Here is a 17953-nt window from a genome sequence, read left to right on the forward strand (position 1 = left end):
CTTACAGCTTCATCAGGCTGGCGTCGTCGACCGAGGCCGAGTGGCGGGTACGGAACAGCGACACGATGATCGCGAGCCCGACCACGACCTCCGCGGCGGCGACGACCATCGTGAAGAACGCGATGATCTGGCCGTCGAGATTGCCGTGCATCCGGGAGAAGGTGACGAACGCCAGGTTGCAGGCGTTGAGCATCAGCTCGATGCACATGAACACGACGATCGCGTTGCGCCTGATGAGCACGCCCGTGGCGCCGATCGTGAACAACAGGGCGGCGAGGTAGAGGTAGTTGACGGGGTTCACTTCGACGCCTCCTCGGGCCGCCTGGAGTTCGCCGGTTCGCTCTCGGTCCGCTCCAGCCGGTCCTCCGCGCGCTGTTCGAGCGCCCGGAGGTCGTCGAGCGCCTCCGTCGACACGTCACGGATCTGGCCGCGTTCCCGCAGCGTCTTGTTGACCGTCAGTTCGGCCGGGGTGCCGTCGGGCAGCAGGCCCGCGATGTCCACGGCGTTGTGCCGGGCGTAGACGCCGGGGGCCGGCAGCGGCGGTACGTGCGTACCCTCGCGCACCCGCTGTTCGGCCAGCTCGCGCTGGGTCTTGGCGCGCTCGGTGCGCTCCCGGTGGGTGAGCACCATGGCGCCGACCGCGGCGGTGATGAGCAGGGCGCCGGTGATCTCGAAGGCGAAGACGTACTTGGTGAAGATGAGGGAGGCGAGGCCCTCCACATTGCCGTTCGCGTTCGCCCGGCCGGTGCCGTTGAACTGCTTCAGGGAGGCGTTCGCGATGCCCGCGAACAGCAGGACGCCGAAGCCGACCCCGCACAGAAGGGCCAGCCAGCGCTGGCCCTTGATGGTCTCCTTCAGGGAGTCCGCCGCGGTGACACCGACGAGCATCACCACGAACAGGAACAGCATCATGATCGCGCCGGTGTAGACGACGATCTGCACGATGCCCAGGAAGTAGGCACCGTTGGCGAGGTAGAACACCGCCAGGACGATCATGGTGCCGGCCAGGGAGAGCGCGCTGTGCACGGCCTTCTTCATGAAGACGGTGCACAGGGCGCCGATCACGGCGACGGTGCCGAGGACCCAGAACTGGAATGCCTCACCGATGGAGGTGGTGTAGGCGGCGAGCTGCGCGGTCATGCGTCCACCCCCTGCCCCTCGGGCTTCTCGCCCTCGGAGACGGCGGGCTGGCGCACGGTGCCCGGCGCCGCCTCGGTGACGAGTCCTCGGTAGTAGTCCTGCTCGTCGGTGCCCGGGTAGATCGCGTGCGGGGTGTCGACCATGCCCTCTTCGAGACCGGCGAGCAGTTGCTCCTTGGTGTAGATGAGGTTGGCGCGGCTGGAGTCGGCCAGTTCGAACTCGTTGGTCATCGTGAGCGCGCGCGTGGGGCACGCCTCGATGCACAGGCCGCACAGGATGCAGCGGGCGTAGTTGATCTGGTAGACGCGGCCGTACCGCTCGCCCGGCGAGTAGCGTTCCTCGTCGGTGTTGTCGGCGCCTTCCACATAGATGGCGTCGGCGGGGCAGGCCCAGGCGCACAGCTCGCAGCCGATGCACTTCTCCAGGCCGTCCGGATGGCGGTTCAGCTGGTGCCGTCCGTGGAACCGCGGGGCCGTGGTCTTCTTCTGCTCCGGGTACTGCTCGGTCAGCCGCTTCTTGAACATGGCCTTGAAGGTCACGCCGAAGCCGGCCACGGGGTTCTGGAAACCGGGTGACGTGTTCCCGGACTCCTTGGGCTCCTCAGCCATTGGACGCCTCCTTTCCATCCGAAGATCCGTCACTGACAGTGTCCGCCCCACCACTGACAATCAGCTCCCGGTCCCGGCGCGGGCGGCGCCGTGGAACCGGCGGCAGTTCCTGTCCGGGCAGGGGCGGCACCGGGAATCCGCCCGCCATCGGGTCGAAGCCGGGCGGTGGTCCGGCCGGCTGCCGGTCCGCCTTCGCCTTCTCCATGAACATGTCGACGATGAAGGACAGAAGCAGCAGGGCGAGGATGGCGCCGCCCACGTACAGGGCGATGTCGGCGAAGTCGTAGTTCTCGTTCCGCAGGGCCCGTACGGAGGCGACGAGCATCAGCCACACCACGGAGACCGGGATGAGGACCTTCCAGCCGAGCTTCATCAGCTGGTCGTAGCGGACGCGTGGGAGGGTGCCGCGCAGCCAGATGAAGAAGAACAGCAGCAACTGGACCTTGACAACGAACCAGAGCATCGGCCACCAGCCGTGGTTCGCGCCCTCCCAGAAGGTGCTGATCGGCCACGGGGCCCGCCAGCCGCCCAGGAAGAGGGTGGTCGCCACGGCCGAGACCGTCACCATGTTCACGTACTCGGCGAGCATGAACATCGCGAACTTGATCGACGAGTACTCGGTGTTGAAGCCGCCCACCAGGTCGCCCTCGGACTCCGGCATGTCGAAGGGGGCGCGGTTGGTCTCGCCGACCATCGTGACGATGTAGAGGATGAAGGAGACCGGCAGCAGCAGGATGTACCACTGGTCGTGCTGCTGTTCGACGATCCTCGATGTCGACATCGACCCCGAGTAGAGGAAGACCGAGGCGAACGCGGCGCCCATGGCGATCTCGTAGGAGATCATCTGGGCGCAGGAGCGCAGGCCACCGAGGAGCGGGTAGGTCGATCCGGAGCTCCAGCCCGCGAGGACGATGCCGTAGATGCCGACCGAGGCGACCGCGAGGATGTAGAGCATCGCGATCGGCAGGTCGGTGAGCTGCATCGTGGTGCGGTGGCCGAAGATCGAGACCTGGTTGTCGGCCGGGCCGAAGGGGATCACCGCGATCGCCATGAACGCCGGGATGGCGGCGACGATCGGCGCGAGCACATAGACCACCTTGTCCGCGCGCCGGACGACGAGGTCCTCCTTGAGCATCAGCTTGATGCCGTCGGCGAGCGACTGGAGCATGCCCCAGGGGCCGTGCCGGTTGGGGCCGATGCGCAACTGCATCCAGGCGACGACCTTGCGCTCCCAGACGATGGAGAACAGCACGGTCACCATCAGGAAGGCGAAGCAGAACACCGCCTTGACGACGATCAGCCACCAGGGGTCACGGCCGAACATCGAGAGGTCTTCAGCGGCGATGTACGGGCTCATGCCTCCACCTCCTTGGGGGCCTGGTCGGCGGGGGTCGCCGGGCCGATGCGAACGAGGGAGCCGGGCCGGGCCCCGGTGTCGGAGGCCACGCCGCCGCCCACGGAGTTCAGCGGGAGCCACACCACCCGGTCGGGCATCTCGGTGATCTGGACCGGGAGTCCGACCGTGCCGGCGGGGCCGGTGACGGTGAGGACGTCGCCGTCCGTGACGCCCGCCTCGGCGGCCGTCGCGGCCGACACGCGCGCGTGGGCCGCGTGCCGGGTTCCGGCCAGCGCCTCGTCGCCCTGCTGGAGGACGCCCTGGTCGAGCAGGAGCCGGTGCCCGGCGAGCACGGCCTCGCCGACGGCCGGACGGGGCAGCGCGGTCACCGTCTCCAGCGGTTCGGCGGCCCGCGGACCGTCCCAGGGGCCGAGCCGGTCCAGTTCCGCGCGCGTGGTGCGCAGATCCGGCAGACCCAGGTGGACGTCCATGGCGTCCGCGAGCATCTGCAGCACGCGCGCGTCGGTCGGCGGCAGCCGCCGGGTCATCTGGTCGGGCTTCAGCGCGGCCTCGAAGAACCGGGCCCGGCCTTCCCAGTTGAGGAAGGTGCCCGCCTTCTCGGCGACCGCGGCGACCGGGAACACGACATCGGCCTGCTCGCTGACCTCGCTGGGCCGCTGCTCCAGCGAGACCACGAACCCGGCCTCGGCCAGCGCGGCACGCGCGCGTGCCGGGTCGGGCAGGTCGGCGACCTCCACGCCCGCGACCAGCAGCGCCTGCAGCTCACCGCTCGCGGCGGCCGCCACGATCTGGCCGGTGTCTCGGCCGTAGCCCAGCGGGAGTTCGGCGAGCCCCCAGGCCGCCGCGACCTCCTCACGCGCGCGCGGGTCGGTCGCCGGGCGTCCGCCCGGCAGCAGCGACGGCAGCGCGCCCGCCTCGATCGCCCCGCGCTCGCCGGCCCGACGCGGGATCCACACCAGCTGCGCCCCGGTCGCGGACGCGGCCCGTACCGCGGCGGTGAAGCCGCCGGTCACCCCGGCCAGCCGTTCACCGACGACGATCACCGCGCCCTCGGCGCGCAGCGCCTCGCCCGCCCTGATCCCCGGCCCGTCCAGGCCGACGCCGCACGCGAGCGCGTCCAGCCACTCGGTCTCGGTGCCCGGGGCCGCGGCCAGCAGCGTGCCGCCTGCCTTCTCCAGCCCGCGGGTGGCGTGCGTGGCCAGTGCGAACACCCGCTGCCCGTGCCCCCGCCACGCCTTGCGCAGCCGTAGGAAGACCCCGGGCGCCTCCTCCTCGGACTCGAACCCGACCAGGAGGACGGCGGGCGCCTTCTCCAGCGAGGTGTACGTGACACCCGTGCGGTCGAGGTCACGGCCACGGCCGGCGATCCGGCAGGCCAGGAAGTCGGCTTCCTCGCTGCTGTGCACACGCGCGCGGAAGTCGATGTCGTTGGTGTCGAGCGCCACGCGCGCGAACTTGCTGTAGGCGTACGCGTCCTCGACGGTCAGCCGGCCGCCGGTGAGGACACCGGTCCTGCCGCGCGACGCCAGCAGCCCCTGGGCGGCGATCTGCAGGGCATCCGGCCAGGACGCCGGTTCCAGCTCGCCCTCGGCGTTGCGCACCAGGGGCGTGTCGAGCCGGTCCTTCAGCTGGGCGTACCGGAACGCGAACCGCCCCTTGTCGCAGATCCACTCCTCGTTGACCTCGGGGTCGCTTGCGGCGAGCCGCCGCATGACCTTGCCGCGCCGGTGGTCCGTGCGCGTCGCGCAGCCGCCGGAGCAGTGCTCGCAGACCGACGGCGAGGACACCAGGTCGAAGGGGCGGGAGCGGAAGCGGTAGGCCGCCGACGTGAGCGCGCCGACCGGGCAGATCTGGATGGTGTTCCCGGAGAAGTACGACTCGAAGGGGTCGCCCTCGCCGGTGCCGACCTGTTGGAGCGCGCCCCGCTCCAGCAGCTCGATCATCGGGTCGCCCGCGATCTGGTTGGAGAACCGGGTGCAGCGGGCGCACAGCACGCACCGCTCGCGGTCGAGCAGCACCTGGGTGGAGATGGGGACGGGCTTCTCGTAGGTCCGCTTGCGTCCCTCGAAGCGGGACTCGGCGTTGCCGTGCGACATCGCCTGGTTCTGCAGCGGGCACTCGCCGCCCTTGTCGCAGACCGGGCAGTCCAGCGGGTGGTTGATGAGCAGCAGCTCCATCACACCGTGCTGGGCCTTCTCGGCGACCGGCGAGGTGAGGTGGGTCTTCACCACCATCCCGTCCGTGCACGTGATCGTGCAGGACGCCATGGGCTTGCGCTGGCCCTCGACCTCGACGATGCACTGCCGGCAGGCGCCGGCCGGATCGAGGAGAGGATGGTCGCAGAAACGGGGGATCTCGATGCCGAGCTGCTCGGCGGCCCGGATGACCAGGGTGCCCTTGGGCACGCTGATCTCGACGCCGTCGATCGTCAGCGTGACGAGGTCTTCCGGCGGGACCGCCGCTTCTCCCCCGCCTGAGGGAGCGCTGGTGGTCACGGTCATGCGTTCACCTCCGGGCGGTCGGCCCAGGCCGTGGACTTGGCCGGGTCGAAGGGGCAGCCCCGGCCCGTGATGTGCTGCTCGTACTCCTCGCGGAAGTACTTGAGCGAGGAGAAGATCGGCGAGGCGGCGCCGTCGCCGAGGGCGCAGAAGGACTTGCCGTTGATGTTGTCGGCGATGTCGGCGAGCTTGTCGAGGTCGGTCATGGCACCCTTGCCGGCCTCGATGTCCCGCAGCAGTTGCACGAGCCAGTACGTTCCTTCGCGGCACGGGGTGCACTTGCCGCAGGACTCGTGGGCGTAGAACTCGGTCCAGCGGGTCACCGCCCGCACCACGCAGGTCGTCTCGTCGAAGCACTGCAGGGCTTTGGTGCCGAGCATGGAACCGGCGGCGCCCACTCCTTCGTAGTCGAGGGGGACGTCCAGGTGCTCGTCGGTGAACATCGGCGTCGAGGAGCCGCCCGGCGTCCAGAACTTGAGGCGGTGGCCGGGGCGCATCCCGCCGCTCATCTCAAGGAGCTGGCGGAGTGTGATGCCGAGCGGCGCCTCGTACTGGCCGGGGCTCGCGACGTGACCGCTGAGCGAGTAGAGCGTGAAGCCGGGAGACTTCTCGCTGCCCATCGCCCTGAACCATTCCTTGCCGTTTTTCAGGATGGCGGGAACCGACGCGATGGACTCGACGTTATTCACAACAGTCGGGCAGGCATAGAGCCCTTCGACAGCAGGGAAAGGGGGACGCAGCCGCGGTTGACCGCGGCGGCCTTCGAGCGAGTCCAGCAGCGCGGTCTCCTCACCGCAGATGTACGCGCCGGCGCCGGCGTGCACGGTGAGTTCGAGGTCGAGTCCGCTGCCCAGGATGTTCTCGCCGAGGTAGCCGGCCGCACGGGCCTCGCGCACGGCCTCGTGCAACCGCCGCAGAACGGGGACGACTTCACCACGCAGATAGATGAAGGCATGAGACGACCTGATGGCATAGCACGCGATCACCATGCCCTCGATGAGGCTGTGCGGGTTCGCGAAGAGGAGCGGGATGTCCTTGCAGGTTCCGGGCTCCGATTCGTCGGCGTTGACAACTAGATAGTGCGGTTTTCCATCCCCCTGGGGAATGAACTGCCATTTCATTCCCGTCGGGAAGCCGGCGCCGCCGCGCCCGCGCAGACCGGAGTCCTTGACGTACGCGATCAGGTCGTCCGGCGACATGGCGAGCGCCCTGCGCAGCCCCTCGTACCCTTCGTGCCTCCGGTAGACGTCCAGCGTCCACGACTTGTCCTCGTCCCAGAAGGCCGACAGCACGGGTGCGAGCAGCTTCTCGGGGCTGTGGTCCTTGAGTTCGGCTGCCACGCTCATCACTCCCCCTCCTCGGTGGCCTGGCCGGTGGGCGGCGTGTCCTGGGGTTCCTGGGCGCGCGGATGGACCACGCGCGCGGGTGCGGTCTCCCCCTTGGCCAGGCGGAGGCCCACCAGCGAGGCGGGTCCCGCGCTGCCGCTCTCCTCGACGGCCCCTGGCCGCTCGTCGGGGAAGCCGGCCAGGATGCGTGCGGTCTCCTTGAAGGTGCACAGGCGGGCCCCGCGCGTGGGCTCGACAGGGCGTCCCGCGCGGAGGTCGTCGACGAGGCGGGCGGCGCTCGCCGGGGTCTGGTTGTCGAAGAACTCCCAGTTGACCATCACGACCGGTGCGAAGTCGCAGGCCGCGTTGCACTCGATGTGCTCCAGGGTGACCTTGCCGTCGTCGGTGGTCTCGCCGTTGCCGACGCCCAGGTGCTCCTGGAGCGATTCGAAGATCGCGTCGCCGCCCATCACCGCGCACAGTGTGTTGGTGCAGACGCCCACCTGGTAGTCACCGGACGGCTTGCGCCGGTACATGGTGTAGAAGGTGGCGACCGCGGTGACCTCGGCCGTGGTCAGGTCCAGCATGTCCGCGCAGAACTGCATCCCGGTGCGCGTGACGTGGCCCTCCTCCGCCTGCACGAGGTGCAGCAGCGGCAGCAGGGCCGACCGGGAGTCGGGGTAGCGCGCGATGACCTCTCGCGCGTCCGCCTCCAGCCGGGCCCGTACGTCGTCCGGGTACGCGGGCGCGGGCAGTTGCGGCATGCCCAGGCTGACGCCCCGCTCCGAAGAAGAGGTGGTCACCGGTCGACGCCTCCCATCACTGGGTCGATGGATGCCACGGCCACGATCACGTCGGCCACCTGGCCGCCTTCGCACATCGCCGCCATGGCTTGCAGGTTGGTGAAGGACGGGTCCCGGAAGTGGACCCGGAAGGGGCGGGTGCCGCCGTCGGACACGACGTGCACCCCGAGTTCGCCCTTGGGCGACTCGACCGCCGCGTACGTCTGTCCCGGCGGAACGCGGAAGCCCTCGGTGACGAGCTTGAAGTGGTGGATCAGGGCCTCCATGGAGGTGCCCATGATCTTCTTGATGTGGTCGAGGGAGTTGCCGAGCCCGTCCGGTCCCAGGGCGAGCTGGGCGGGCCAGGCGATCTTCTTGTCGGCGACCATGACCGGTCCCGGCTGGAGCCGGTCCAGGCACTGCTCGACGATCCTGAGCGACTGGCGCATCTCCTCCAGGCGGATCAGGAAGCGGCCGTAGGCGTCACAGCTGTCGGCGGTCGGGACGTCGAAGTCGTACGTCTCGTAGTCGCAGTACGGCTGGGTCTTGCGCAGGTCGTGCGGCAGGCCGGTGGAGCGCAGGATCGGGCCGGTGGCGCCCAGGGCCATGCAGCCGGCCAGGTCGAGGTAGCCGATGTCCTGCATGCGGGCCTTGAAGATGGGGTTGCCGGTGGCGAGCTTGTCGTACTCCGGGAGGTTCTTCTTCATCTTCTTCACGAACTCGCGGATCTGGTCCACCGCGCCGGGCGGCAGGTCCTGGGCGAGTCCGCCGGGCCGGATGTACGCGTGGTTCATCCTGAGGCCCGTGATGAGCTCGTAGATGTCGAGAATCAGTTCACGATCACGGAATCCGTAGATCATGATCGTGGTGGCGCCCAGCTCCATGCCGCCGGTGGCGATGCACACCAGGTGCGAGGACATCCGGTTCAGCTCCATCAGGAGCACCCGGATGATCTTGGCTCGCTCGGTGATGTCGTCCTCGATGCCGAGCAGCTTCTCGACGCCGAGGCAGTAGGCGGTCTCGTTGAAGAAGGACGTCAGGTAGTCCATGCGCGTCACGAACGTGGTGCCCTGCGTCCACGTCCGGTACTCAAGGTTCTTCTCGATACCGGTGTGCAGGTAGCCGATGCCGCAGCGGGCCTCGGTGACCGTCTCGCCCTCGATCTCCAGGATCAGGCGGAGCACCCCGTGGGTGGAGGGGTGCTGGGGCCCCATGTTGACGACGATGCGTTCGTCGTCGGCACGGGCCGCCGACTGGACGACCTCGTCCCAGTCGCCACCGGTGACCGTGTAGACGGTGCCCTCGGTGGTCTCGCGCGCCGAAGCCGCCGACGCCGCGGATGCTGACTGCGTGCTCACGAGTAAGACCTCCGCTGGTCCGGGGCCGGGATCTGGGCGCCCTTGTACTCGACGGGGATGCCGCCGAGGGGGTAGTCCTTGCGCTGCGGATGGCCCTGCCAGTCGTCCGGCATCATGATCCGCGTCAGGGCCGGATGACCGTCGAAGACGATTCCGAAGAAGTCGTAGGTCTCGCGCTCGTGCCAGTCGTTGGTCGGATAGACGGAGACCAGGGACGGGATGTGCGGATCGCTGTCCGGGGCGCTGACCTCCAGGCGGATCAACCGGTTGTGGGTGATCGAGCGCAGGTGGTAGACGGCGTGCAGCTCACGGCCCTTGTCCTGCGGGTAGTGGACGCCGCTGACGCCGGTGCACAGTTCGAAGCGCAGGGCCGGGTCGTCGCGCAGGGTGCGGGCGACCCGGACCAGGTGCTCGCGCTCGATGTGGAAGGTCACCTCGCCCCGGTCGACGACCGTCTTCTCGATGGCGTTGCCGGGGACCAGGCCCTGTTCCTCCAGCGCGCCCTCCAGTTCGTCGGCGACCTCGTCGAACCAGCCGCCGTAGGGGCGGGTGGCCGGTCCCGGGAGCCGGACCGAGCGCACCAGGCCGCCGTAGCCCGAGGTGTCACCGCCGTTGTTGGCACCGAACATGCCGCGCTGGACGCGGATCTCCTCGCCTCCGTCGCCACGCCGGCCGGGGAGGTTGGAGGCGGCGAGGTCCTTCTCGGGGTTCACGCCGTTGGTGCCGCCGGTGCCGTTCGCGTCGCTCATCGCAGCAGCCCCTTCATCTCGATCGTGGGCAGGGCCTTGAGCGCCGCCTCCTCCGCCTCGCGGGCCGCTTCCTCGGCGTTCACGCCGAGCTTCGAGGACTGGATCTTCTGGTGGAGCTTGAGGATCGCGTCCATCAGCATCTCGGGGCGGGGCGGGCAGCCGGGGAGATAGATGTCCACCGGGACGATGTGATCGACGCCCTGGACGATCGCGTAGTTGTTGAACATGCCGCCCGAGGACGCGCAGACGCCCATGGAGATCACCCACTTGGGGTTGGGCATCTGGTCATAGACCTGCCGCAGCACCGGGGCCATCTTCTGGCTGACCCGGCCCGCGACGATCATGAGGTCCGCCTGGCGCGGCGAGCCGCGGAAGACCTCCATGCCGAAGCGCGCCAGGTCGTAACGGCCGGCGCCGGTCGTCATCATCTCGATGGCGCAGCAGGCGAGGCCGAAGGTCGCGGGGAAGACGGACGACTTGCGCACCCAGCCCGCGGCCTGTTCGACGGTGGTCAGCAGGAAACCGCTCGGCAGTTTTTCTTCGAGTCCCATGTCCCTAGGCCCCTCAGTCCCATTCCAGGCCGCCGCGCCGCCATACGTACGCGTACGCGACGAAGACGGTGAGTACGAAAAGCAGCATCTCCACGAGCCCGAAGACACCCAGGGCGTCGAAGGTGACGGCCCAGGGGTAGAGGAAGACGATCTCGATGTCGAAGACGATGAAGAGCATCGCCGTCAGGTAGTACTTGATCGGGAAGCGTCCGCCGCCGGTCGGCGTGGGGGTCGGCTCGATGCCGCACTCGTAGGCTTCGAGCTTGGCGCGGTTGTACCGCTTCGGCCCGACCAACGTGGCCATGACCACGGAAAAGATCGCAAAGCCTGCCCCGAGGGCTCCCAGTACGAGGATGGGCGCATACGCGTTCACCGCTCCTCGCTCCTCTCAGTCGGCACTGACTGCATGGGCGTCCCCCCTGGTCGGGCGAAGCCGGGACCCGGGGGAGGTTGCATCGGACTCACAGCCGCCCCACCCGTCCCACGGGCCCCGCTCGTCCCGAGCGAAGATCGAGAACATGTGAAGCAGGTCACAAGCCCAACTGACACGCATCTTATGCCCGCCGCTCTGTGATCTGCGACACGGGGTATTACACAAGCTTTGTGATCTCCACCACCTGACGAAGGATCATGAAGTCGGATGAGCAGTGATCTTCACACGCGAAGCGTTCGAGCAGTCACCAGAGGTGACATTTTCGCTCGTCAGCGCAGGTTGGAGGGTGCGTCTCAATATCAAGAGACTTCTCTTGCATGCAAATTGGCATGGGACCGGACGTGGTGATAGAGGAGCGCGTTCACACCTCAGGGGAGGGCGAGGGGCGCGATGTGGACGCGCACACGCACTCGTGGCCGCGTGCACGCGTTCACGAAGTCGACGGGGCGCAAACCGGACACGAGACGCGAGCGCCGCGGTGACCGTTCCGTGACCTCTGCCACATCGATGAGAGGCGCATAAGAGCAGGCTTGGCCCCGACCCCAAGCGGTGATAGGCGCAGGGCAATTCGGGCGTATTAGCGAAAGCCCATGATCACGGGCATGATCGCCTGCGTCCACAATGTCCGTTACGGCGTCAATAAAAAGCGACACGCCCGGGATTCGCTGTCGCGACCGAGCAACTGTGGCGCACCACACGTTTCTTGAAGATATGAAGGAGCCCCTGGTACCGGTTATTCCCATGTCCCACACCGCTCACATACGAAGCCACCGGAAACCCCGCCGCAGCTCGTCCAGGATGGCGATGCGGGCCGGAGTCGCCGGTGGTGTCCTCGGCACCCTGGCAGTCGCCGGAGCGTCGGGTTCGGCGAACGCGGCCGAACCCGTGACCCAGACGCTCGAACTGCCCACCCTGACGGCCGACATGGCCGTGCAGGTGGCCCAGTCCGCGGAGGTCACTCAGCTGGCCGCCGCCAATTACGAGCTCGCGGCCGAACGCGACGCCGCCGCCGCAAACGCCGCGAAGCAGGCCAAGGCGGACTTGGCGGACGCCAAGAAGAAGGCCGAGGCCAGGAAGAAGAAGGCGGCAGAGGCCGCCCGCAAGGCCGCCGCCGAGCGCGCCTCGCGCACAGCAGCGCGGGCCGCCCTCTCCGTTTCGGCGTCCGCCTCCGGCTCGGGCGCCTCGGCGAGCGTCTCCAGCAGCAGCTCCACGGCCACCGGTTCGGTCGCCGCGGTCATCTCGTTCGTGAAGGCGCAGATCGGCAAGTCCTACGTGCTGGGCGCCTCCGGCCCCAGCGCCTACGACTGCTCCGGCCTGGTACAGGCGGCCTTCAAGCAGATCGGGGTCAGCCTGCCGCGCGTCTCCCAGGACCAGTCGACCGCGGGTACCCAGGTCTCGCTGAGCAACCTTCAGCCGGGCGACATCCTCTACTGGGGCGGTTCGGGCAGCGCCTACCACGTGGCGGTCTACGTCGGCGACGGGATGTTCGTCGGCGCGCAGAACCCGTCCACGGGCATCGTCGAGAAGCCGCTGTCGTACGACCCGCCGAGCGGCGCGGTGCGCGTGCTGTGAGCACACCTCCGACCGGAAAGGGCCGCCGCCGCTCGGGGGCGGCGGCCCTCCGCCTCATCCCAGGTCGAAGGTGTTGGGCAGGCCGAGCCGGTAGCGCAGCTCGTCGACCCGCTTGAGGGGTTCCAGCTCCGGCGGGCGGAACAGCTCCCACAGCCGGCAGGGCTCGGCGTCCGAATTGTCCGCATCCAGGAGTGCGTTGACGGCCCGTCGCGCGGACTCGTTGGCGCCTTCCATCGTCGCGAGATCCACATCCGTGCGGATGTAGTCGCCCGCGAGGAAGAAGTTCGGTACGGCCGTCCTCGCCGAGGGGCGGTTGTAGAGCGTGCCCGTGGGGTGGATGAGCAGCTGCTCGCGGTTCTGCGGGTCCGGGCCGCCCAGCCCCGTCACCGCCGGGTCCATGAACCAGCCCAGCCTGTCCTCGTCCCTGAGGGTGGTCTTGCCGGGGTCGTTCAGACCGTCCTTCAGCTGTGCCCACAGCTCGGCGACGATCTCCTCCCGGGTGCACTCGCGGGCCGTCTTCCCATACAGAATGCCGGGCTTGTCCCATTCCGAGACGATGGCGGAGAGACAGTCGCGGGCCTGCCCGTCCCCGTAGTCGCGCGCGAAGTCCCGGCCGTCCCAGAACTGGGCCTGCCCGACGGCGGTCACCGCCCAGGGTGAGTCCATGCAGTTGACGTGCCCGTGCACGACCGGGGTCGGGCCTCGCATGTAGAACATCACGCCCGTCATCCAGTCCGTCTTCAGCGCGTCGCACCGGCCCAGTTGCGGGTCGGCCGCGCGCAGGGCCCGGCCCCAGGTCGCGCGGGCGTGCTCGACGGGCAGCGCGGAGACGTAGTGGTCGGCGGTGACGGTGCGCTCCGCGCCGCCGTCCCGCGCGGACACCCGCACTCCCCTCACCCGGCCGCCCTCGTACACCACCTCCCGCACCTGCGTGCCGAGCACGAACTCGACGCCGAGTGAGCGCAGGTACGTCTCCCAGGGGTCGATCCATGCCTCGCTCGTGGGGGCGTTGAGGACGCGGTCGACGTCGGCGTCGCCGTCCATGCCCCGGCCCAGCAGACCCCACAGCAGCAGGGCCTCGATGATGACCCGGCCGACCGTGCGGGTGGAGGCGATCTCGGCGCGGGTGGCGACCAGGTTGCGGGTCTGGCCGATGCCGAGCAGCACCTGGTACTCGCGGCTCATCTCGCCGGCCCGGATGAAGTCCCACCACGCGACCTTCTCCCACTGCTCCTCGCGGCGGGCGTCGCAACTGGTGAGGTGGACCAGGAGGCGGTCGACGAAGTAGGCCGCCTCGTGGGCGGGCAGCCGGGTGCCGAGGTCGAGGACGGACAGGAGCTGGTCGCGGATCCAGGACGGGGTGAGGTCACCGGGTGCGGGCGGGGTGGTGAGCCGGCGCAGCGGGAAGTGCAGATCGGGGCGGCCGGCGTCGCGCGCGAACAAAGCCTCGGTGCCACTGCGGAGGTTGTCGTGGACCCCGCCCGGGTTACCGGGGACGGGGATGCGGCGCATGGTGTCCGGCAGGTTCCGGTAGAAGCCGGGGAAGAAGCGGAACCCGTGCTCACCGGGCAGCGGCCTGCGTCCGCCGACCCCGGTGCCGGGGACGTCCATCGAGCGGGCCTTGCCGCCGAGGGCGTCGTAGTACTCGTAGACGGTGACCTCGTAGCCGCGTTCGGCCAGTTCGTGGGCGGCGCTGAGACCCGAGACGCCGCCGCCGAGGACGGCGACCCGTCTGCCCGTGGCGCCGGGGGCCGCGGCGGCGCTTCCGGCCGGTCCCAGGACGGTGGCGGCGGCCGCTCCCCCGGCCGCCATCCCGCCCGCGGCGGCAAGGAAGCGTCTGCGGGAGTGTCCGACGCGCCCCTGGGACTGCTGAGCGTGTTCTGGTGTCATGAAACCCGGAGAGTAGGGAGGGGTTCCGCAACGGGGAACCCAAAAGTCCCGTCACCCACAGCATTCTCACAACCACAAGGAGGCATCAGATGCCGAGCGTCTTCGTCCAGGGCAGGCCCGTCGACTCCTATCCGCGGCTCGCCCCCGAGGCCGGGCGCGGCTCGGTACGGCGGATCACCGAGGCCGGCGAGGAGGTCCTGCACAAGCCGTGCCGGGACGTCACCGAGTTCGGACCCGACCTCGCCGCGCTCATCGACGACATGTTCCTGACGATGTACATCGCCGAGGGGGCCGGTCTCGCGGCGAACCAAGTCGGGGTCGACCTCCGGCTGTTCGTCTACGACTGCCTCGACGACGACGGTGTCCGACATGTCGGACACATCGTCAATCCCGTACTGGACCAGCTCGACCCGGCCGGCCGGAACCTGCTCGACGAGAGCGAGGGCTGCCTGTCCGTACCGGGTGCCGTGGTGGAGGTGCCGCGTCCGGACCGGGCCATGGTGCGCGGTCTGGACCGGGACGGCGGTCCGCTCGTCGTCGAGGGCACCGGGTACTTCGCGCGCTGCCTCGCGCACGAGACCGACCACGTGAACGGACACCTCTACCTGGACCGGCTCTCCAAGCGGGAGCGCAAGGAGGCGCTGCGGCAGGTGGCGGACCGGCGGGAGGAGGTGTTCGCCCGCCGGGCCGCCCGGACGGCGGCCCTGACGAGTTAGGCGGGCCGGTGGCGGTCGGCGACCGCCGGTCGGCGACCGCCGGTCGGCGACCGCCGGTTGCCGGTCACCGGCGGTCGGCAACCGGCCGTCGGCAACCGCCCTCCGGCTGCCGAATGCAGCCTGCCGGCTGCTCGCCGCCGGGCGCCGGGCGCCGACCTATGGAAGGACCGAGCGCCGTCGTGCGTCCGCGGCTGCGCCGTGGCTGGGCGCGCAGTTCCCCGCGCCCCTTTCGGGGCGCCTTCCCGGCGCGCCCCGAAAGGGCGCCCTCGCGGGACGGATTCCGGTCGGGACGGATTCCGGTCGGGGCGGATTCCGGTCGGGGCGGATCAGGCCCTGGGGGCCACCTTGGTCAGGCCGTTGATGATCCGGTCCATCGCGTCGCCGCCCGTCGGGTCGGTGAGGTTGGCCAGGAGCTTCAGGGCGAATTTCATCAGGATCGGGTGGGACAGGCCCCGCTGGGTGGCGATCTGCATGACCTTCGGGTTGCCGATGAGCTTCACGAAGGCGCGACCCAGCGTGTAGTAGCCGCCGTAGGTGTCCTTGAGGACGCGCGGGTAGCGCTGGAGGACCAGTTCGCGCCCGCCCGGAGTCGCCCGCGCCTGCGCCTGGACGATGACGTCGGCGGCGATCTGGCCGGACTCCATGGCGTAGGCGATGCCCTCGCCGTTGAAGGGGTTCACCAGGCCGCCGGCGTCGCCGACGAGCAGCAGGCCCTTGGTGTAGTGCGGCTGGCGATTGAAGGCCATGGGGAGCGCGGCGCCGCGGATCGGGCCGGTCATGTTCTCCGGGGTGTAGCCCCAGTCCTCCGGCATGGACGCGCACCACGCCTTGAGGATCTCGCGCCAGTCCAGGTCCTTGAAGGAGGCGGAGGTGTTGAGCACGCCCAGGCCGACGTTCGACGTGCCGTCGCCCATGCCGAAGATCCAGCCGTAGCCGGGCAGCAGCCGGTCCTGCGAGCCGCGCCGGTCCCACAGCTCCAGCCAGGACTCCAGGTAGTCGTCGTCGTGGCGCGGGGAGGTGAAGTACGTACGGACGGCGACGCCCATCGGGCGGTCCTCGCGCCGGTGCAGACCCATCGCCAGGGACAGCCGGGTGGAGTTGCCGTCGGCGGCGACCACCAGGGGCGCGCGGAAGGTGACTTCCCGCTTCTCCTCGCCGAGCTTGGCCGTCACCCCGGTGATGCGGCCGGTGCGGTCGTCGACGATCGGCCCGGAGACGTTGCAGCGCTCGTACAGCCGGGCCCCCGCCTTCTGCGCCTGGCGGGCCAGCTGCTCGTCGAAGTCGTCGCGCTTGCGGACGAGTCCGTAGTCGGGGAAGGAGGCCAGATCGGGCCAGTCCATCTGGAGGCGGACCCCGCCACCGATGATCCTGAGGCCCTTGTTGCGCAGCCAGCCGGCCTCCTCGGAGATGTCGATGCCCATCGACACGAGCTGTTTGACGGCGCGCGGGGTAAGGCCGTCACCGCAGACCTTCTCCCGCGGGAACTCGGTCTTCTCCAACAGGAGTACGTCGAGTCCGGCCCTGGCGAGGTGGTACGCGGTCGTGGAGCCGGCTGGCCCCGCGCCGACGACGATCACATCGGCGGTGTTGTCGGAGAGGGGCTCGGTCACGGCGGGATCTCCCCCAGGTTCGAATGGTAGGTGCCGAAGGGCACTGGACATGGGCAGTCTATTCAGCGGTACTGATCACCCGGCTGAAGGGCTGCCCCGTGAACCGAACCCTCCCCACAGTACGGCTGCGTGTGCCCACCCACGAGGACGCGTTCGCCTGGCACCGGGTGTTCGACGATCCGGAGGTCATGGAGTTCCACGGCGGTCGGCCCGCGGAGCTGTCCGTCTACCAGGAACTCACCGCGCGCCAGCGGCGGCACGACGCTGAACTGGGCTTCTGCCTGTGGACGATGCTGGACGCGTCGGGTGAGGTGATCGGCTTCACCGGCGCCCAGCCGTGGGAGCGGAGCTGGGGTCCGACGGGCGAGCCGGAGATCGGCTGGCGGCTCGGACGGGCGCACTGGGGCAAGGGCCATGCCACGGCGGCGGCGCTGGAGACCCTGGAGCGGCTGCGGGCGGTGGGGGTGCCGAGCGTGGTGGCGATGGTGGACGCCCGCAACGAACGGTCCATCGCGGTCACCCGGCGGCTGGGGATGCGGCTCGCGGAGAGGTTCATGACGCCGCCCGCGGAGCCGACGGGGGTACGGCCGGGGGCGGCGGGGCGGACGGCGACTGAACGGAGTACGGGAATGGAACGGAGTACGGGAACGGAAGGGGCGCGGCCGGGGACGGTGGGACCGACGGCGACGGGGCCCATGAGTTCCGGGCCGATGGGGACGGGGCCCATGGGGACCGGGCCCATGGGGGCGGCAGGACCCACTGGTGGGGCGGCGGTGGCGAGGGAGGCGACGAGGGCCGGGCAGCGGCAGGGGCACTGCTACCGCCTTGATCTGTGACGGACAGTAGTCGTCTGTCACAGAAAGACATCTGTCGCTTCCGGGCGGCGCGCGCCGGGGTTACCCTTCCAGTACCGCTGGGGGTGACATCTGTGCGCATAACACCCAAAACACCCGAAGTGCGTGTCCCGCGTCTGGTCGGTCTGATGGCCGTGGACGCGCGCGAGAGGGCCCGAGCACAGGGCCTTTTTCTCAACGCGCCGGACCGGCCGGACTTCCATCTCACCGTCGTCGACTACGTCGTGCGCCAGTACCCGCAGCCCGGTGCCGAAGTGCCGCGGGAGTCCATGGTGTACGTGTGGTTCGACTTCGGCGAGAGCGAAGGCGGCGGCGGAGTCCGCGAGCCACGCATCCCGAGACCGCCCTCGGGCGGACTGCAACGTGAACTGGACGAGCCGGGCGACACCTTCGAGATGACCAAAGGGTGAGCCACGGGCCGGGGACGGCCTGCCGGGGACGGCCTGCCGGGGACGGCCTGCCGGGGACGGCCTGCCGGGGACGGCCTGCCGGGGGCAACCGGCCGGGACC

The 17953-nt window shown here is 69.6% G+C and carries 16 protein-coding genes and 1 pseudogene; 4 read left to right on the forward strand and 13 right to left on the reverse strand.

What is annotated here, in order from left to right; translation table 11 throughout:
• Position 1: 1 nt before the first annotated feature.
• From nuoK to ACFC09_RS20015, 11 genes are read right to left on the reverse strand one after another with little or no spacing between them, the layout of a single operon-like run.
• Positions 2-301: an NADH-quinone oxidoreductase subunit NuoK gene (nuoK, locus tag ACFC09_RS19965; RefSeq protein ID WP_023547474.1), complete on the reverse strand. Its 300-nt coding sequence runs from the start codon at positions 299-301 to the stop codon at positions 2-4.
• Complete coding sequence (locus tag ACFC09_RS19970; protein WP_376529922.1) at positions 298-1140, reverse strand: NADH-quinone oxidoreductase subunit J; 843 nt, start codon at positions 1138-1140, stop codon at positions 298-300. The genes nuoK and ACFC09_RS19970 overlap by 4 nt, the downstream gene beginning before the upstream one ends.
• Positions 1137-1748: an NADH-quinone oxidoreductase subunit NuoI gene (gene nuoI / locus ACFC09_RS19975; protein ID WP_376529924.1), complete on the reverse strand. Its 612-nt coding sequence runs from the start codon at positions 1746-1748 to the stop codon at positions 1137-1139. Before nuoI ends, ACFC09_RS19970 begins: the two co-directional genes overlap by 4 nt.
• Positions 1741-3105 (reverse strand): NADH-quinone oxidoreductase subunit NuoH, encoded by a 1365-nt coding sequence (gene nuoH / locus ACFC09_RS19980; protein ID WP_376529926.1) that lies wholly within the window; start codon positions 3103-3105, stop codon positions 1741-1743. The genes nuoI and nuoH overlap by 8 nt, the downstream gene beginning before the upstream one ends.
• Complete coding sequence (locus ACFC09_RS19985) at positions 3102-5606, reverse strand: NADH-quinone oxidoreductase subunit G (RefSeq protein ID WP_376529928.1); 2505 nt, start codon at positions 5604-5606, stop codon at positions 3102-3104. The genes nuoH and ACFC09_RS19985 overlap by 4 nt, the downstream gene beginning before the upstream one ends.
• Complete coding sequence (gene nuoF / locus ACFC09_RS19990; RefSeq protein ID WP_376529930.1) at positions 5603-6952, reverse strand: NADH-quinone oxidoreductase subunit NuoF; 1350 nt, start codon at positions 6950-6952, stop codon at positions 5603-5605. Before nuoF ends, ACFC09_RS19985 begins: the two co-directional genes overlap by 4 nt.
• Positions 6949-7731: an NADH-quinone oxidoreductase subunit NuoE gene (nuoE, locus tag ACFC09_RS19995; protein WP_376529932.1), complete on the reverse strand. Its 783-nt coding sequence runs from the start codon at positions 7729-7731 to the stop codon at positions 6949-6951. Before nuoE ends, nuoF begins: the two co-directional genes overlap by 4 nt.
• Positions 7728-9068, reverse strand: coding sequence for an NADH-quinone oxidoreductase subunit D (locus ACFC09_RS20000; protein ID WP_376529934.1), 1341 nt, complete (start codon positions 9066-9068; stop codon positions 7728-7730). The genes nuoE and ACFC09_RS20000 overlap by 4 nt, the downstream gene beginning before the upstream one ends.
• Positions 9065-9817, reverse strand: a complete 753-nt coding sequence (locus tag ACFC09_RS20005; protein ID WP_376529936.1) for an NADH-quinone oxidoreductase subunit C — start codon at positions 9815-9817, stop codon at positions 9065-9067. The genes ACFC09_RS20000 and ACFC09_RS20005 overlap by 4 nt, the downstream gene beginning before the upstream one ends.
• Positions 9814-10368: an NADH-quinone oxidoreductase subunit B family protein gene (locus ACFC09_RS20010; protein ID WP_018528252.1), complete on the reverse strand. Its 555-nt coding sequence runs from the start codon at positions 10366-10368 to the stop codon at positions 9814-9816. The genes ACFC09_RS20005 and ACFC09_RS20010 overlap by 4 nt, the downstream gene beginning before the upstream one ends.
• 13 nt (positions 10369-10381) lie before the next feature.
• Positions 10382-10741, reverse strand: a complete 360-nt coding sequence (locus ACFC09_RS20015) for an NADH-quinone oxidoreductase subunit A (protein ID WP_376529938.1) — start codon at positions 10739-10741, stop codon at positions 10382-10384.
• A gap of 801 nt (positions 10742-11542) precedes the next feature.
• Between ACFC09_RS20015 and ACFC09_RS20020 the strand changes: the two genes are divergently transcribed.
• Positions 11543-12373, forward strand: a complete 831-nt coding sequence (locus ACFC09_RS20020) for a C40 family peptidase (RefSeq protein ID WP_376529940.1) — start codon at positions 11543-11545, stop codon at positions 12371-12373.
• A 54-nt stretch (positions 12374-12427) separates the two neighbouring features.
• On the opposite strand, the gene ACFC09_RS20025 is transcribed toward ACFC09_RS20020, so the two are convergent.
• On the reverse strand, positions 12428-14263 hold the full coding sequence (locus tag ACFC09_RS20025) for an FAD-dependent oxidoreductase (RefSeq protein ID WP_376529942.1): 1836 nt from the start codon (positions 14261-14263) through the stop codon (positions 12428-12430).
• An 89-nt stretch (positions 14264-14352) separates the two neighbouring features.
• On the opposite strand from ACFC09_RS20025, the gene def reads away from it, so the two are divergent.
• Positions 14353-14979 carry a peptide deformylase gene (gene def / locus ACFC09_RS20030; protein WP_376529944.1) on the forward strand — a complete coding sequence of 209 codons (627 nt, stop codon included), beginning with the start codon at positions 14353-14355 and terminating at the stop codon, positions 14977-14979.
• A 326-nt stretch (positions 14980-15305) separates the two neighbouring features.
• Here def and ACFC09_RS20035 read toward each other — a convergent pair whose 3' ends face one another.
• Positions 15306-16640, reverse strand: coding sequence for a geranylgeranyl reductase family protein (locus ACFC09_RS20035; protein ID WP_376529946.1), 1335 nt, complete (start codon positions 16638-16640; stop codon positions 15306-15308).
• A 47-nt stretch (positions 16641-16687) separates the two neighbouring features.
• On the opposite strand from ACFC09_RS20035, the pseudogene ACFC09_RS20040 reads away from it, so the two are divergent.
• Both ACFC09_RS20040 and ACFC09_RS20045 read left to right on the forward strand, forming a co-directional pair.
• Positions 16688-17152, forward strand: a pseudogene (locus ACFC09_RS20040) (GNAT family N-acetyltransferase); the annotation flags it as partial.
• A gap of 392 nt (positions 17153-17544) precedes the next feature.
• The gene (locus ACFC09_RS20045) at positions 17545-17853 is read left to right on the forward strand and encodes a PASTA domain-containing protein (RefSeq protein ID WP_376529948.1); all 309 of its coding nucleotides are present in this window, start codon (positions 17545-17547) and stop codon (positions 17851-17853) included.
• Positions 17854-17953 lie beyond the last annotated feature (100 nt).

It is taken from the genome of Streptomyces sp. NPDC056161, from assembly GCF_042268025.1.
Taxonomy (GTDB): domain Bacteria; phylum Actinomycetota; class Actinomycetes; order Streptomycetales; family Streptomycetaceae; genus Streptomyces.

Bases quoted from the DNA above. Each gene is read 5' to 3' on its own strand.
- ACFC09_RS19970 (WP_376529922.1), bottom strand. From the start codon at position 1,140: ATGACCGCGCAGCTCGCCGCCTACACCACCTCCATCGGTGAGGCATTC.
- nuoI (WP_376529924.1), bottom strand. From the start codon at position 1,748: ATGGCTGAGGAGCCCAAGGAGTCCGGGAACACGTCACCCGGTTTCCAG.
- nuoH (WP_376529926.1), bottom strand. From the start codon at position 3,105: ATGAGCCCGTACATCGCCGCTGAAGACCTCTCGATGTTCGGCCGTGAC.
- ACFC09_RS19985 (WP_376529928.1), bottom strand. From the start codon at position 5,606: ATGACCGTGACCACCAGCGCTCCCTCAGGCGGGGGAGAAGCGGCGGTC.
- ACFC09_RS20005 (WP_376529936.1), bottom strand. From the start codon at position 9,817: ATGAGCGACGCGAACGGCACCGGCGGCACCAACGGCGTGAACCCCGAG.
- ACFC09_RS20010 (WP_018528252.1), bottom strand. From the start codon at position 10,368: ATGGGACTCGAAGAAAAACTGCCGAGCGGTTTCCTGCTGACCACCGTC.
- ACFC09_RS20020 (WP_376529940.1), top strand. From the start codon at position 11,543: ATGTCCCACACCGCTCACATACGAAGCCACCGGAAACCCCGCCGCAGC.
- ACFC09_RS20025 (WP_376529942.1), bottom strand. From the start codon at position 14,263: ATGACACCAGAACACGCTCAGCAGTCCCAGGGGCGCGTCGGACACTCC.
- def (WP_376529944.1), top strand. From the start codon at position 14,353: ATGCCGAGCGTCTTCGTCCAGGGCAGGCCCGTCGACTCCTATCCGCGG.
- ACFC09_RS20035 (WP_376529946.1), bottom strand. From the start codon at position 16,640: ATGTCCAGTGCCCTTCGGCACCTACCATTCGAACCTGGGGGAGATCCC.